The 14085-nt window shown below is 68.8% G+C and carries 13 protein-coding genes; 8 read left to right on the top strand and 5 right to left on the bottom strand.

The genetic code is table 11. The features are described from left to right. Nucleotides 1-134: 134 nt before the first annotated feature. Nucleotides 135-2345 (bottom strand): TonB-dependent receptor domain-containing protein, encoded by a 2211-nt coding sequence (locus ACFPFG_RS03445; RefSeq protein WP_380105056.1) that lies wholly within the window; start codon nt 2343-2345, stop codon nt 135-137. A 125-nt stretch (nt 2346-2470) separates the two neighbouring features. Between ACFPFG_RS03445 and ACFPFG_RS03440 the strand changes: the two genes are divergently transcribed. Continuing rightward, a complete protein-coding gene (locus ACFPFG_RS03440) occupies nt 2471-3625 on the top strand; it encodes a helix-turn-helix domain-containing protein (RefSeq protein WP_232245846.1) in 1155 nt (384 codons plus the stop codon). A 42-nt stretch (nt 3626-3667) separates the two neighbouring features. Here ACFPFG_RS03440 and ACFPFG_RS03435 read toward each other — a convergent pair whose 3' ends face one another. The 3 genes from ACFPFG_RS03435 to ACFPFG_RS03425 all read right to left on the bottom strand — a co-directional run bounded on the left by ACFPFG_RS03435 (nt 3668) and on the right by ACFPFG_RS03425 (nt 6831). Continuing rightward, nucleotides 3668-4705: a hypothetical protein gene (locus ACFPFG_RS03435; protein WP_380105054.1), complete on the bottom strand. Its 1038-nt coding sequence runs from the start codon at nt 4703-4705 to the stop codon at nt 3668-3670. Between the two features lie 314 nt (nt 4706-5019). Continuing rightward, complete coding sequence (locus ACFPFG_RS03430) at nt 5020-5961, bottom strand: class I SAM-dependent methyltransferase (protein ID WP_380105052.1); 942 nt, start codon at nt 5959-5961, stop codon at nt 5020-5022. Nucleotides 5962-6036: 75 nt separating this feature from the next. Further along, complete coding sequence (locus ACFPFG_RS03425; protein ID WP_380105050.1) at nt 6037-6831, bottom strand: PaaX family transcriptional regulator; 795 nt, start codon at nt 6829-6831, stop codon at nt 6037-6039. A 118-nt stretch (nt 6832-6949) separates the two neighbouring features. On the opposite strand from ACFPFG_RS03425, the gene ACFPFG_RS03420 reads away from it, so the two are divergent. Next, on the top strand, nt 6950-7726 hold the full coding sequence (locus ACFPFG_RS03420; RefSeq protein ID WP_380105048.1) for a crotonase/enoyl-CoA hydratase family protein: 777 nt from the start codon (nt 6950-6952) through the stop codon (nt 7724-7726). Nucleotides 7727-7743: 17 nt separating this feature from the next. Continuing rightward, nucleotides 7744-9312, top strand: a complete 1569-nt coding sequence (locus tag ACFPFG_RS03415; RefSeq protein ID WP_183020465.1) for a class I adenylate-forming enzyme family protein — start codon at nt 7744-7746, stop codon at nt 9310-9312. A gap of 54 nt (nt 9313-9366) precedes the next feature. On the opposite strand, the gene ACFPFG_RS03410 is transcribed toward ACFPFG_RS03415, so the two are convergent. After that, entirely contained in the window at nt 9367-9681 is a 315-nt protein-coding gene (locus ACFPFG_RS03410) for a hypothetical protein (RefSeq protein ID WP_013802728.1), read from the bottom strand. Between the two features lie 165 nt (nt 9682-9846). Between ACFPFG_RS03410 and ACFPFG_RS03405 the strand changes: the two genes are divergently transcribed. From ACFPFG_RS03405 to ACFPFG_RS03385, 5 genes are all read left to right on the top strand, one after another. Next, nucleotides 9847-10566, top strand: coding sequence for a methylated-DNA--[protein]-cysteine S-methyltransferase (locus ACFPFG_RS03405; protein ID WP_183020466.1), 720 nt, complete (start codon nt 9847-9849; stop codon nt 10564-10566). A 137-nt stretch (nt 10567-10703) separates the two neighbouring features. Then, nucleotides 10704-11495, top strand: coding sequence for an SDR family oxidoreductase (locus ACFPFG_RS03400; protein WP_183020467.1), 792 nt, complete (start codon nt 10704-10706; stop codon nt 11493-11495). A 118-nt stretch (nt 11496-11613) separates the two neighbouring features. Next, nucleotides 11614-12036: a PaaI family thioesterase gene (locus tag ACFPFG_RS03395; RefSeq protein ID WP_016446794.1), complete on the top strand. Its 423-nt coding sequence runs from the start codon at nt 11614-11616 to the stop codon at nt 12034-12036. A 97-nt stretch (nt 12037-12133) separates the two neighbouring features. Beyond that, nucleotides 12134-13150, top strand: a complete 1017-nt coding sequence (locus tag ACFPFG_RS03390) for an NADP-dependent oxidoreductase (RefSeq protein ID WP_380105044.1) — start codon at nt 12134-12136, stop codon at nt 13148-13150. A 28-nt stretch (nt 13151-13178) separates the two neighbouring features. Further along, nucleotides 13179-14084, top strand: coding sequence for an SDR family oxidoreductase (locus ACFPFG_RS03385; protein WP_183020469.1), 906 nt, complete (start codon nt 13179-13181; stop codon nt 14082-14084). The last annotated feature ends 1 nt before the right edge of the window (nt 14085 follow it).

The raw sequence follows: 14085 nt of genomic DNA, 5'->3' as shown, positions 1-14085 counted from the left end.
TCTCCTGTATGGTTTGTTTTTGCGTGCATGGCGCTGGGGGGCAAGGGCACCATGTGGGAGACGATAAAAAAAGCGGCCTCGTGTAACAACATTCGGATTTTCCCGGGGGCGGATCTGTACCGCCGTGGAACAGCTCAGAACGTCCGGCTGACCGTCACCCCGGCCGACAGCCCACGGCCCGCACCCGGTTCGAAGAACCGCTGGTTGCCCTCGTTGACGATGACCGACCCTGCAAAGCGCCGGTCGAACAGGTTGTCCAGCCGTACAAAGGTCTGGGCGCTCCATTGCTGCCATTGCCGTGACCAGCGCAGGCTGGAGCCCCAGACGGTGTAGCCGGCCGCGCGGTCGGTGTTGCGGTCGTTCACGGCCACGGGGCCGCTGTGCAGCATGTCCACGGTCCAGGTCCATTGCGGCGACAGCTGCCAGGCCAGCTCGCTCCACAGGCGGCGCGGCGCGGTGCCGGCCAGGCGCGCGCCGGCATCCACCGGGGCGGTGGGCGTGGTGCAGGGCGTGGCCTCGCAGGTCAGGAAGCTGTCGCGGTAGCGGGCCTGCAGCAGGGTCAGGGCGGTGCTGGCCGTCAGCCGTCCCCATTGGGCGTTGCCCGAGAATTCCAGCCCCCGGCGCAGCGTGCGGCCTGCGTTCTGGTAGGTGGCGCGTCCGCCCATGTTGGACAGCACGGTGAGTTCGCGCTGGGTATGGGTCTCGAACAGCGTGAGGTTCCAGCCCGCGTTGCCGTGGCGCCCGCGCAGGCCGACCTCGACGGTGTTGTGGGCGCTGGCGGCCAGGCCGGTGTTCAGGCCACTGCTCATGCCATTTTGGCCACCGGGCCGGTAGGCCATTTCGTTGAGCGTGGGCGTCTCCATGCCCCGGCCCACCGATGCGTGGGCCACCAGGTCCGGCAGCAGGTTGACGCGCAGGCCCAGCGAGGGCAGCCAGCCGCGCCAGGCCATGCTGCCGCTGTCGTCGCCATTGCCGGCTGCGATGTAGTGGTCCTCGGAGCGGTAGCGCACGCGCGCCTGGCGCAGGCCGGCGCTCAGGGCCAGGTTCTGCGTGCTCCATTCGGCCTGCAGGTAGGGGTCGGCGGAGCGTGCCTGGTTGCGTTCGTCGCGGCGCAGCCGGCCCTGCACGCCGAGCTGGCTGCCGATGAAGTTCTCGTAGCCGCGCCGGGTTTCGCCCTGCCAGTCGTAGGCCAGGCCCGCCGACCAGTCCAGCCGGCCGCCGGCCACATCCTCATGGGTGCTGCGCCAGCGCAGGTTCATGCCTGCGTAGTCGCGGTCCAGGTCGATCACGCCGCCTGAATGCGAGGGCGGTGCCTGCGTGGCCACGGGAATGGACTGGTACTGCAGCACGGAGCGCGTCCCCGCATAGGCCATGAGTTCCAGGCGCCGGCCCGCGCCGAACTGGTGCTGCCAGGCGGCACCCAGCTGGCGCTGGCGCACGCTTTTGCGCGTATTGAAGCGCAGCGCGCTGGCCGTGGTCTGGCCGGGGTCGGCCTCGAACTCGGCGCGTGTCAGGCCCAGCGGGTCCTGGGCGCTGGCGCGCTGCTCCTGGTACTGCAGCAGCCACTGGTCGTCGCCCTGCTTGCGCGACAGCTTCATGTGGGCCGTGCTGCGGTCGGCGGCCGACTGGGGGCGCATGCCGTCGGTGGCGAAGCGCTCGATGTGAATGGCATAGCGCCAGGGGGCGGAGCCGCCATCCGCCTGGTCCGGCTTTCCGCCCCCGATCGTGCCGCGCAGCTGGGTGGACAGGCGCCACAGCCCGTCCGGCCCCACGGCCATGCCGCTGCGCCACAGGCCGGGTTCCTCGCCATCTTCGGTGTACAGCAGCAGCGCACCGCCTGCGCTGTTGCCGTAGAGCACGGCGGCCGGGCCGCGTACCACGTCGATGCGTGCCGCATTGCCCAGCGTGAAGTTGGCGGCCTGGCCCTGGCCATCGGGCGCGCCTGCCGGAATGCCGTCCACGTACAGGCGCAGCCCGCGCACGCCAAAGGTGGAGCGCGCGCCGAAGCCGCGCACCGAGATCTGCAGGTCCTGGGCGAAGTTCTGGCGGTTCAGCACCACCAGGCCCGGCACGCGCGCCAGGCTCTCGGACAGGTTGATCTGCATCTGCCCCTCGCGCAGCACCGTGCCGTCCACGCTGTCGATGGCGGCCGTGGCGCCCCACAGGTCGGGGCCGGCGCCGGGCTGGCTGGCCGTGATGACCACGGGGGCGAGCAGGGCCTCGCTGGAGTCCCGCGCTGCGTCCGCCGCGTGGGCGGGCAGGGCGTGCAGCGTACAGGCCAGTGCGGCGCCCAGGGTGGGCAGGGCGGGGAGGGTGTGTCTTGTGCTGTGTGGGGAGCGTGTCATTGCGGGCGGGCCTGTGGCGATGCCCGAGGTTACCGAGCCCGGCAATCCGTTCCAACACGGGTGATTTCCCTAGTGCTGTCCTGTGCCGTGGCGGAACAACAATCGCGGCAGTTTTGATCTCCGTCATGCAACAGCCGCCTCCCGCCCCACTGCCCTCCAACCCCTTCTATGCCACGCGCCAGGACCGGGTGGCGCTGGCGCGCGAGCGCTATTTCGAGCGTGGCGAGCGCCCCTCGGGCCTGGTGTCCGAGCCCGTGCTGCAGTCCTGGACGCGCTGCCTGGGCGCCAGCCGCAGCCCCGACGAGAAGATCAGCTTCGACCCGGTCAGCAAGATCCGCACGGCCACCTTGCTGACCCGCAACCGCGCGCTGATCGAGGCGGCGCGCGACCCCATCGCCGAACTCGAGACCGTGATCGCGGGCAGCCAGGCGCGCGCCATGCTTACCTGCAGCGAGGGCGTGGTGCTGATCGCCTCGCGCCCCACGCCGGGCGACGGCCCGCTGCTGCTCACTGCCGCGCGCGTGGGCGTGAACATTGCCGAGGATGCCGTGGGCACGGGCGCACCCGGCGTGGCCGTGCGCACGGGCGAGGTCTGCCATGTGCGCGGCGGCGAGCATTTCTTCCGCTGCCTGGCCTCGCTGCACTGCGCGGCCGCGCCCGTGCGCGACGCCAGCGGGCGCACCGTGGCCATGCTGGACCTGAGCAGCGAGGCGGGCCCCTTTCGCTTCGATGCGGGCGCCATGGCCCACATGTACGCCACCTGCATCGAGAACCGGCTGCTGGTGGGCGCCGCACGCATGCACCTGCTGCTGCGCTTCCAGTCCAGCCGCAGCATGTTCGGCACGCCGCTGGAAGGGCTGGCCGCCGTGGATGGCGAAGGCATGGTGCGCTGGTTCAACGGCGTGGGTGCCCAGTTGTTCGACTGCCCGCGCCGGCCTCCCGAAGGGCTGGCGGCAGAGGAAGTCTTCGGCCTGGGCCTGAACCGGCTGCTGGAGCTGGCCCACCACGGCCAGGCACGCCCGCAGATGCTGCCCACGGGGCTGACGCTGTGGATGGAGGCGCGGCTGGATGAGGGATCTTCCCAGGTCGAGGAGGTGCTGCCGGCCATCGAGGCCCTGCCGCCACCCGCCGAGGCGCCGTCCTCCCTGGGCGAGGCCAGCCGCGAGCTGATCGAGCAGGCCCTGGCCCGCTGCCAGGGCAATATCTCGCAGGCCGCCCGCATGCTGGGCGTCTCGCGCGGGCTGCTGTACCGGCGCCTGCGCGAGTGGGGGCGGCTGTAGTGGCCTGTCCGCCTGCTCATGGCTGGCCGGGCGTGGATCGCTTCAAGCGGGGTTTGCTGCGGGGGGCGGGCCTGAGCGCACTGCCGGGCATTCATGGATGCCCGTTACCACCGAGCGAGGTATGAAATCCACGCGCTTGCTTTTCTCGCCTATTGCACGAACCAGGAAATGACCATCGGACTCGACCAGAATGCGTAGAGGAAGGGTGTCATTGGGAAAGGCGTTGTCTTTGAGTCGAGGCAGGGCCTTGGCCCCCTCGGGCGTCCACGATAGCACCGCACATGTTCTAGCACCTGATGCTGTTATCTGTAGTGCCGCCCCCGCCAGCAGGGCGCCCGACGGCGGATAGATGCCAAGGAGCGCGACAAGGCCTATGCTCAGCAGCGCAGCTCCTGCCAGAGAGTCGCCTGGCTTCGTTACGACGGCGATGAGCCGGGCTCCGGCGAGTTGGAGCAAGCCCAAGCCGACAGCGCCTGTCAAAGTACACAGTGCCAGTATTCCGAGGCTGCCTCCATTGCCATGGGTCGCGCGCGCGGCCAGCATGACCACATAGGTCATGAGCACGAGCTGGGGCAGCATGGTCGCCATCAGCAGGCCCCGAAAGCTCCAAGATGTCTCGCGCCATTTCGGCACCTGTGGATGGAACCGAATGGCGACCCACAGGATCAGGACGGCCAGTGCGGGGCACATGAGCAAGAACGCCAGTTCCAGCCAGATCGAATACTCGTCGAGCCACTGCATGGGTAGCAACTCCACCATTCCCAGGGCCACTCCGGGAGGCGCGAGAGACAGGAGCCAGCCGCCAATGATGGCTTTGGAGACAGCAGGCTGCCGGCCTTGGCTGGGCTTATCGTGCTGTCCTTGCAGCAGATCGATCAAGCGCTTGGAACCCTGCGGCGTCATGGGGGTGAACAGTGCCAGCGTCGGGGACAGCAGAAAGCCGGTCAACAGAGCGATGAGCAGGACCAGCAGCACGAACAGCGATGGCAGGGCCGTGATCATCGTGGAGGAGGTGATGCTCAGCGGAACCTTCTCTTCCTGTATGAAGGAGAGCATGTAGAGCATGGCGATGGACAGCATGAGGCCTGACATAGGCAGGGCCCTGTCGTTAAGCCACAGTGATGCTCTGCTGAACTGCTGCCAGTGTCCCTGCGCGTCCGGCGGTACCGACCCTGGCTCTCGCTGTATCGCAGCGGCCACTTGCGGCGGCGCTGGTGCCGCCTTTCGCACAGTCTTTCTGGACGCCACTTTCTCCTCCTTCTCGATGAATTCTATGGAGGCCGCGCTCCTGCCCCCACGCTGCTTTCCTTGTCAGCACCGCCAACGGGCAGCATGGCCTGCCTGTGGAATGAGGACGCGAGATACCAACCTGCTCCAGGAAAAGAGCCCGGCGATCAGGCCGTGGACGCGGGTGCGCGGTAGGCCAGCACCTTGAGGCTGCGTTCGGGATCGATGTCGGCGAAGGCGCCCGGGTTGGCCACGCGCTCCACGAATTCCAGCTCGGGCGCATGCTCGCGCATGTGCTCGCGCAGGAAGGACGTGCCCATCTCGGGCGCGTTCAGGCACAGCAGCACATGGCCGCCGGGGCGCAGCAGGCCGGGCAGGCGGCGCATCAGGCGGGCATAGTCCTTGGTGGCGACGAAGCTGCCCTTCTGGTAGCTGGGCGGGTCCACCACGATCAGATGGTAGGGCCCGCCGCGCGTGATCTTGCCCCAGCTGCTGAAGATGTCGTGGGCCAGGAAGCTGGCGCCCGACAGATCGTTGAGCCGGTGGTTCTGCTGGCCCGTGGCCAGCGCGCCCTGGGCCATGTCCATGTTCATCACATGGCGGGCGCCGGCCTGCAGCGCCACCACCGAGAAGGCGCAGGTGTAGGCGAACAGGTTGAGCACCTTGAGGCCGTGGCGATGCTCGGGATGGGCGGCCACATGCGCGCCCACCCAGCGCCGGCCCTCGGCCATGTCCAGGAACAGGCCGTGGTTCTGGCCCCGCAGCACGTGCACGCGATAGCGGGTCCCGGCCTCGGTCACCACATGGGGGTCGGGCACTTCGCCGGCCATGAGGCGTGTCTCGGCGGGGGCGGCGCTCTGGCGCAGCTGGTAGACCCAGTTCAGGGGCTGGCCGGCAGCGATTTCACCCCAGCGCCGGCCCAGCGCGTCGCCGATGGCGGCCAGGGCATCGGCGTCCAGTGGCGCGAAGCTGGTCAGCACCAGCACAGGGGGGAAGATATCCAGCGCCAGATGTTCGCAGCCAGGGTGCAGTCCTCCGCGTCCATGGAAGATGCGTTGGGCGTCGGTGGAGGGTTCCATCCGGGCGATGGCGTCGAGCAGGGCTTGCATGGGAGATCGAAGACAGGGGGAAGGCGCTGGCCGCTGCCGGCGCGAAGCCCGCAAGTGTATGCAGTTTGCAAAGCCTCAGGACGCCCCGCCGTCTTGCAGCCAGCGCAGCCACAGTTCCAGTGCCTTGTCCTGGTAGGTCCGCAGGGCCTGATGCAGCGCCTGGCGCGCGTTCGAAGGCATCAACTCCTCGGGCAGCAGCGGGTCGCGCAGCAGGTGGGCGATGGCCTGGCGGCCCAGCAGCAGGGATTCGCGCAGGGCCGAGGGCAGGGGCATGCCGTCCAGGCGCGCATGGCTGGCCTGTACCACGCCCAGCCAGTGGCGGTGGGCCGACTGCAGCGCCCGCACATCCCACAGAGCGCGCGCCCGGGCCAGCGTGGCCTCGTCGAAGTCCTGCGCCAGGAACATCAGGGCCGATCCCGACAGGCCCAGGGCGTGCAGTTCCTCGCGCTGGACCGCCAAGCCCCCGGCGAGATTGTCGGGGCGCACCAGCAGGCCCTGCTCCAGCATGGCGAAGCCGCGCAAGCCCAGGGCCAGCTGGTGGTGGCGCCAGCGTGTCTTGTCCGAGCGCGGCACGGCCGCATCGTGCACGGCCAGCCATCGTCCCTGCCAGGGCGTGCGCCGCGACTCGCGCAGCCGCCAGCCATCCACCGTGCGCGACAGCGACGGACCCTGGGCCTGCGCCTGGTAGCTGCCGCGCCCGTGCCGCGCGATCTTGCCCTGGGCCACCAGCCGCGTGAGGCTGACGCGCACCGTGGTTTCCCCAAGGCCGAGCAGCGCGCCCGCGCGCAGCAGGGCCGAGGCCGGCAGCGCCTGGCCGCGCGCCATCAGCAGGTCCAGCATCAGGTCGGGGCCGCTCGGGCGCGGCGGCACGACATTACATGACTTGTCCATCGTTGTGAAACCTTGCAATGCTTCCTAGCATGCATTGCAGCATGTCCCGGACCTGGCATCCGGCGCGGGCGGGACAGCGTTATTCAGGAGCTGAGGCATGGAATTCGTGGATTTCGCGGTCGATGGTGCGGTATGCGTCATCACCATGAACCGGCCGGGCAAGCGCAACGCGGTGCACCGGCCCATGGCGCAGGAACTGCGCCAGGCCTTCGAGCGCTTTGAAGAAGACCCGGCATTGCGCGTAGCCATTCTGGCGGGGGCGGGCGGGCACTTCTGCGCAGGCGCGGATCTGGGGGCCGTGTCCGATCCCGACCTGCGCAACGAACTGGACCCGGCAGGCGGCGGTGCCGGGCCCATGGGCCCGACGCGGCTGGCGCTGTCCAAGCCTCTGATCGCGGCGGTCAACGGCTACGCGGTCGCCGGCGGCCTGGAACTGGCCTTGCTGGCCGACCTGCGCGTGGCCGACGAGGACGCGGTCTTCGGCGTGTTCTGCCGGCGCTGGGGCGTGCCGTTGATCGATGGCGGCACGGTGCGCCTGCCGCGCATCGTGGGCATGGGCCGGGCCCTGGACATGATTCTGACGGGCCGTGCCGTGCCTGCGCCCGAGGCCCGGGCCATGGGCCTGGTCAACAGCGTGGCGCCGCCCCAGGGCGCCTTGGTCGAGGCGCTGGCGCTGGCGCGGCAGATCGCGGCATTTCCCCAGCAATGCATGCTGGCAGATCGCGCATCGGCCTATGCGCAATGGGACCTGCCGCTGGCCGAGGCCCTGCGCAACGAAGGCGCGCGGGGCACGCCCATGGTGGTGGCCGAAGGCCAGGCCGGTGCGGCCAGTTTTGTGGGAGGAGCGGGCCGCCATGGCCGCTTCGAGGATTGAGGCAGCAGGAGATCTACATGCATTCGAACACCGTGCCGGGCGGCGCACAGGCGCGCCAACCCACCTATCTGGAATTGATCCGTCGGGGCGCGCGCCAGCACGGGCCGCGCACCGCCGTCACCTATGGGGACCAGAGCCTGAGCTTTGCCCAGGTCGATGCCCTCAGCAGCCGGCTGGCGCATGCGCTGCACGCGGCGGGCGTGGGCCAGGGCTCGCGCGTGGCCCTGCTGCTGGGCAATGGCCTGTACAGCGTGCCGCTGGATTTCGCCTGCGTCAAAGGCGGGCTCAACCGCGTGCCGCTCAATGCGCGGCTGTCGCTGGCCGAGCATGTGGCCATGCTGGGGGAGACCGGCTGCACGCACCTGATCTTCGGCGAAGGGCTGGCGCCGCGCGCGCAGGCGCTGCGCGAAGCCATGGGTGGCCTGGACTGCCTGGGGCTGGGAGCGGCCTTTGACGGATCGGCCGACCTGCTGGCGCTGGCCCAGGGACAGCCGGAACAGGGGCCCGACATCGAGGTCGGGCCCGACGATGTGGTGCTGACGCTGTTCACCTCGGGCACCACGGGCACGCTCAAGGCGGCCCAGCACACCCAGGCCTCCTATGCGGGCATCTGCCGCAACGTGCTGCTCAACCTGCTGCCGGCCACGCCGGGCGATGCCATGCTGCACGCGGCGTCCATGATCCATGCCAGCGGTGTCTTCGTGCTGCCGTTCTGGCTGCGTGGCGCGCGCACTGTGATCCTGCCGGGGTTCGAACCCGGCCAGTTCCTGGCCACGCTGCAGCGCGAGCGCGTGACGGCCATCAACCTGGTGCCCACCATGCTGCAGATGCTGCTGGAGCACGCGGACTTCGCAAAAGCCGATGTGCCTGCGCTGCGGTATGTGATCTATGGTGCCTCGCCCATGCCGCGCGCCGTGCTGGAGCGGGCCATGGCCCATTGGGGCAGGCAGCGCTTTTGGCAGTACTACGGACAGACCGAGGTACCGCTGTGCCTGGCCGTGCTCAGGCCCGAGGACCATGTGGACGAACTCATCGGCTCGGCCTGCGGCCAGCCCTGCATCGATGTGGAAATGCGCCTGCTCGACGACCAGGGCCGCGATGTGCCGGCTGGCGAACCCGGCGAGATCACCGTGCGCGCGCCCTCGGCCGTGGCCGGCTATCACGGCGCGCCCCAGCTCACGGCCGAGACCTTCACGCCCGATGGCTGGGTGCGCACGCGCGATGTGGGCGTGCTGGATGCGTGCGGCTTTCTGCACCTGAAGGACCGCAAGTCCGACATGATCATCAGCGGCGGCTACAACGTCTATCCGCTGGAGGTGGAGAACGCGCTCATGACCCACCCGGCCGTGCGCGAGTGCGCCGTGGTGGGCACGCCGCATGACAAATGGGTGGAGACGGTCACGGCCGTGGTGGTGCTCAGGCCCGGCCAATCGGCCGAGCCCCAGGCGCTGATGGACCATGTGGCTGGCCAACTGGCCTCCTACAAGAAGCCGCAGCGCGTGGTCTTTGCCCAGGAGATCCCCAAGACCGCCGTGGGCAAGCTCAACCGCCGCCTGCTGCGCGAGCAGCTGCGCGGGCAGGCCTGAGGCCTGCCGACGCATCTTGCGCAGGCCGCGTTGCGGGTTCCCCGGAGGCGGGCCTCAATGCCGCCAGCCGCGCCGCACCTCGAAGAAACTGCATTCGCCGTCGCCCAGGCCCTGCATGCCGGCCTCGGTGGCGGCGCGCGCGGCCTTCATCCAGCGGGCGAAGGCGAGCTTGGCGTCGTCGCTGATTTCTTCAGGGGGCGTGTCTTCCAGGCCCTCTACCAGGTACAGGGTTTCACTGACCTGCTCGGCGCTGCCGAGCTGGCGTTCGAGCACGCGGGCATAGCGTGCCTCGGCCTTGTTGCGTTCCTGCTCGGGCAGGTTGGGGTAGTCACACAAGGTGACGGTGAAGGCGGCTTCTTGCATGTCCATGGTTCACGAGGTGAGGAATGATGACTGGTGAAATATACAGTAATAACTGGCTGCGCATCCAGTATTAGACCAGTGTTTTTTTACAGTGTTTTCCCGAATCGGATGGCAGCGGGGCGCAACCGGCCGCATCCGGCCACAATCGCCTGCCAGGAGAAAAGCACTGCCATGACGAACGAATCGAGCACCGGCCATCCGGCATGGGACCCCGAGGCCACGGGCCATGCGCTGTTTGCCACGCGCGTGGGGCCCTGTGGCGTGGCCTGGGGCGCCTGCGGCCTGGTGGCCTTTCAGTTGCCCGAGGTGGACGGCCCCGCTGCCACGCGCACCCGCATGCTGCGCGGCGTGCAATTGCGCAGACCGGGCAGCTACGCCGCAGCGGCGCGGACCGAGGACCTGCCGGTCAGCGTGGCACAGGCCATCGCCGGCGTGCAGGTACTCATGGCGGGCCATGGCGAGTGGACCTTGGAGCCTTCCGCGCCCAGCGCGCGGCAGTTGCGTGACGGCCCGGTGCTGCCCGATCTGCGGGCACGGCACATGCTGCCCGCAGGCGAGGCACTGCCGGATCTGGCCGAGCTGGCACTGGACTGGCACGGCGTGTCGGACTTTCACCGCCGCGTCTATGACCTGACGCGCGCCATTGCGCCCGGCCATACGCGCACCTATGGCGAGATCGCGCGCGAGCTGGGCGAGGTGGGCCTGTCGCGCGCCGTGGGGCAGGCGCTGGGCCTCAACCCTTTTGCGCCCGTGATTCCCTGCCACCGCGTGCTGGCTGCCGGCGCCCAGCCGGGCGGTTTCTCGGGCGGCGCAGGTGCGCTGACCAAGCTGCGCATGCTGGAGATCGAAGGCGCGGCCTGGGGCGGCACGCGCTCGCTGTTCGGGGATTGACGGGCCGGACACGCATGTGACATGCGGCACAGCAGGGCGGCTTGCACAATCGCCGCTGCAGGCTGTTCCGCTTGGGGATGGCCGCCCTCCATTCCAACCATGACCGGAACACAAGACCCGGCGCAGGAGACAGACGAATGACTCGCAATGTGCAGCAACTTTTCGACCTCACCGGCAAGACCGCCCTGGTGACCGGCGGCTCGCGCGGCCTGGGCCTGCAGATGGCCCATGCGCTGGGCGAGGCGGGCGCCAGGATCATGCTGAGTTCGCGCAAGGCCGCCGACCTGGAGGAAGCCGCCGCCGAGCTGCAGGCCGCAGGCATAGACGCCCGCTGGATTGCCGCCGACTGCGCCAACGAGGCCGACATCGAGCGCCTGGCCGCCGAGACCCTGGAGCGCCTGGGCCAGGTGGACATCCTCGTCAACAACGCGGGCGCCAGCTGGGGCGCGCCGGCCGAGGAGCACCCGGTGGCCGCCTGGGACAAGGTGATGAACCTCAACGTGCGCGGCTACTTCCTGCTGAGCCAGCAGATCGCGCGGCGCAGCATGATCCCGCGCAAGACCGGGCGCATCATCAACCTGGCCTCCATTGCCGGGCTGGGCGGCAACCCGCTGGGCATGAAGACCATTGCCTACAACACCTCCAAGGGCGCAGTCATCAACTTCACGCGCGCGCTGGCCGGCGAGTGGGGCGTGCACGGCATCAACGTCAACGCCATCTGCCCGGGCTTCTTCAAGACCAAGATGGCCAGCGTGCTGATCGAGACCCTGGGCGAGGATGAAATGAAATCCCACGCCCCCCTGCGCCGCCTTGGCGACGACGAAGACCTCAAGGGCCTGACCCTGCTGTACGCCAGCGACGCGGGCAAGCACATCACGGGCCAGTGGGTGGCCGTGGACGGCGGCGTCAGCGCCCTGGTGGGCGGTTGAGCCGCAGCGGCGCTGCTGCCGAGGTGACAGTTTTTCCCGCAGATCGGGCCGCCGCGCGCGGTGGCGCCTGCCGGCGCCCTTATGCTCGGCTCCATTGCGATCCGAACTGGAGAATTTCGTGCTGGATTTTGGCCACCCCATCCCCTTCGTCGACCACCTGGGTTTCACCCTGCACCGCATGGAGGACGGGGAGTCCGAGCTGCGCTTCGAGGCGCGCCCCGAGCACCTGAACACCTTTGACGTGACCCACGGCGGCGCCACCATGACCCTGCTGGACGTGACCATGGCCGTGGCTGCACGCAGCCTGCAGCGCGACATGGGCTGCGTGACCATAGAGATGAAGACCAGCTTCATGCAGCCGGCGCGCGGCCCGCTGGTGGCCAAGGGCGTGGTGCTGCACCGCACGCGTTCCATGGCCTATACCGAGGCGCGCGTGTTCGATGCCTCGGGCCGGCTGTGCAGCCATGCGACCGGAACGTTCAAGTACATGCCGCGCGTGGCCAAGCCGGCCGCCGCCGAGACAACCCTCGCCACGGACTGATCCGCACGGCGATTTGCCAGATACCCAATGCCACACGCCAGCCCCGGCAGCACCGGGAACTGGTTCCATTGTTTGTGATGCCACCGGAGGTTTTCCCATGCCCGTGAACCAGCAGATCCTGCTCGACAACCGCCCCGAGGGCGAAGCCGTGGAAAGCAATTTCCGCCTTGTCAGTACCGAGACCCCCGCGCTGGCCGAAGGCCAGGTGCTGGTGCGCCACCACTACCTGAGCCTGGACCCCTACATGCGCGGCCGCATGAATGACAGCAAGAGCTATGCCCAGCCGCAGCCGCTGGGCGAGGTGATGATCGGCGGCACCGTGGGCGAGGTGGTGGAAAGCCGCCATCCCAAGTTTGCGGTCGGCGACAAGGTCGTGGGCATGGGCGGCTGGCAGGAGTACAGCGTGGTCGATGGCGATGCGCCCGGCATGCTGCGCAAGGTGGACACCACCCACGTGCCGCTGTCGCACTACCTGGGCGCCGTGGGCATGCCCGGCGTGACGGCCTGGTACGGCCTGGTGAAGATCATCGCCTCCAAGGCCGGCGAGACCGTGGTGGTCAGCGCCGCCACGGGCGCCGTGGGCAGCGCCTTCGCGGCCCTGGCCAAGGCACGCGGCTGCCGCGTGGTGGGCATTGCGGGCGGCCCCGAGAAGTGCCGCTACGCCACCGAGGAGCTGGGCTTCGACGCCTGCATCGACTACCGCGAACACCCCGACACCAAGACCATGGCCAAGGCGCTCAAGGACGCCTGCCCGCAGGGCATCGACGGCTACTTCGAGAACGTGGGCGGCTACATCCTCGACGCCGTGCTGCTGCGCACCAATGCCTTTGCGCGCATCGCGCTGTGCGGAATGATCGCCGGCTACGACGGCACGCCGCTGCCCATGGCCAATCCCGCGCTCATCCTGATCAACCGCATCCGTATCGAAGGCTTCATCGTCAGCGAGCACATGGAAGTCTGGCCCGAGGCGCTGCAGGAACTGGGCCGTCTGGTGGGCACCGGCAAGCTGCGCCCGCGCGAGAGCATTGCCGAAGGCATTGCCTCCGCACCTTCCGCTTTCCTGGGTCTGCTCAAGGGCAAGAACTTCGGAAAGCAACTCGTCAAATTGATCTGAACCACCACAAAAACCAGGAGACAAGGGAATGATCAAGAACTTCAAGGGCAAGACGGCGGTGCTGACGGGCGCGGGCTCGGGTTTCGGCCTGGAGTGCGCGCGCATCGGCGCGAAGCTGGGCATGAACCTGGTGCTGGTCGATGTGCAGCAGGAAGCGCTGGACAGGGCCGCCGCCGAGTTCGAGGGCCAGGGCGTGCGCGTGCTGGCACGCCGCGTGGATGTGTCCGACGCAGCCCAGATGCAGGCCCTGGCCGATGAGGTGCGCCAGCAGTTCGGCGCGCCGCACTTCGTGTTCAACAACGCGGGCGTGGGCGCGGGCGGACTGGTCTGGGAGAACACGCTGGAAGATTGGCAGTGGGTACTGGGCGTCAACCTCTGGGGCGTGATCCACGGCGTGCGGCTGTTCACGCCCATGATGCTGGAGGCGGCCAAGGCCGACCTGTCCTTCGAGGGCCACATCGTCAACACGGCCAGCATGGCCGGCCTGCTGGCGCCGCCCAACATGGGCATCTACAACGTCAGCAAGCATGCCGTGGTCAGCCTGACCGAGACGCTGTACCAGGACCTGGCCCTGGTCTCCGACCAGATCAGCGCCAGCGTGTTGTGCCCCTTCTTCGTGCCCACGGGCATCAGCCACAGCGAGCGCAACCGGCCCGGCCATCTGGCCGCCCAGCCGCTGACGGCCAGCCAGAAGATCGGCCAGGCCATGAGCGAGAAGGCCGTGGGCTCGGGCAAGGTCACGGCCACCGATGTGGCGCAGAAGGTCTTCGACGCCATTGCGGCCAACCAGTTCTACATCTACAGCCATCCGCAGGCGCTGGGCTCGGTCCAGACCCGCATGGAAGATGTGGTGCAGGGGCGCAATCCCACCGATCCGTTCGCGCACAAGCCCGAACTGGGCGCCAGCTTGAAGGCCTCGCTGCGCGCGGCCTGAG

Origin of the sequence: Delftia deserti, from assembly GCF_042653485.1 — a bacterium.
Classification (GTDB): Bacteria; Pseudomonadota; Gammaproteobacteria; order Burkholderiales; family Burkholderiaceae_C; genus Comamonas; species Comamonas acidovorans.
This window is presented reverse-complemented; position numbering and strand designations above follow the sequence as displayed.

What these genes read in the sequence shown, in the direction of transcription:
- ACFPFG_RS03405 (WP_183020466.1), top strand. Translation starts at nt 9,847, where the DNA reads ATGACGAACGAATCGAGCACCGGCCATCCGGCATGGGACCCCGAGGCC.
- ACFPFG_RS03430 (WP_380105052.1), bottom strand. Translation starts at nt 5,961, where the DNA reads ATGCAAGCCCTGCTCGACGCCATCGCCCGGATGGAACCCTCCACCGAC.
- ACFPFG_RS03435 (WP_380105054.1), bottom strand. Translation starts at nt 4,705, where the DNA reads ATGCTGTCCATCGCCATGCTCTACATGCTCTCCTTCATACAGGAAGAG.
- ACFPFG_RS03440 (WP_232245846.1), top strand. Translation starts at nt 2,471, where the DNA reads ATGCAACAGCCGCCTCCCGCCCCACTGCCCTCCAACCCCTTCTATGCC.
- ACFPFG_RS03445 (WP_380105056.1), bottom strand. Translation starts at nt 2,345, where the DNA reads ATGACACGCTCCCCACACAGCACAAGACACACCCTCCCCGCCCTGCCC.
- ACFPFG_RS03400 (WP_183020467.1), top strand. Translation starts at nt 10,704, where the DNA reads ATGACTCGCAATGTGCAGCAACTTTTCGACCTCACCGGCAAGACCGCC.
- ACFPFG_RS03385 (WP_183020469.1), top strand. Translation starts at nt 13,179, where the DNA reads ATGATCAAGAACTTCAAGGGCAAGACGGCGGTGCTGACGGGCGCGGGC.
- ACFPFG_RS03410 (WP_013802728.1), bottom strand. Translation starts at nt 9,681, where the DNA reads ATGGACATGCAAGAAGCCGCCTTCACCGTCACCTTGTGTGACTACCCC.
- ACFPFG_RS03415 (WP_183020465.1), top strand. Translation starts at nt 7,744, where the DNA reads ATGCATTCGAACACCGTGCCGGGCGGCGCACAGGCGCGCCAACCCACC.
- ACFPFG_RS03420 (WP_380105048.1), top strand. Translation starts at nt 6,950, where the DNA reads ATGGAATTCGTGGATTTCGCGGTCGATGGTGCGGTATGCGTCATCACC.
- ACFPFG_RS03390 (WP_380105044.1), top strand. Translation starts at nt 12,134, where the DNA reads ATGCCCGTGAACCAGCAGATCCTGCTCGACAACCGCCCCGAGGGCGAA.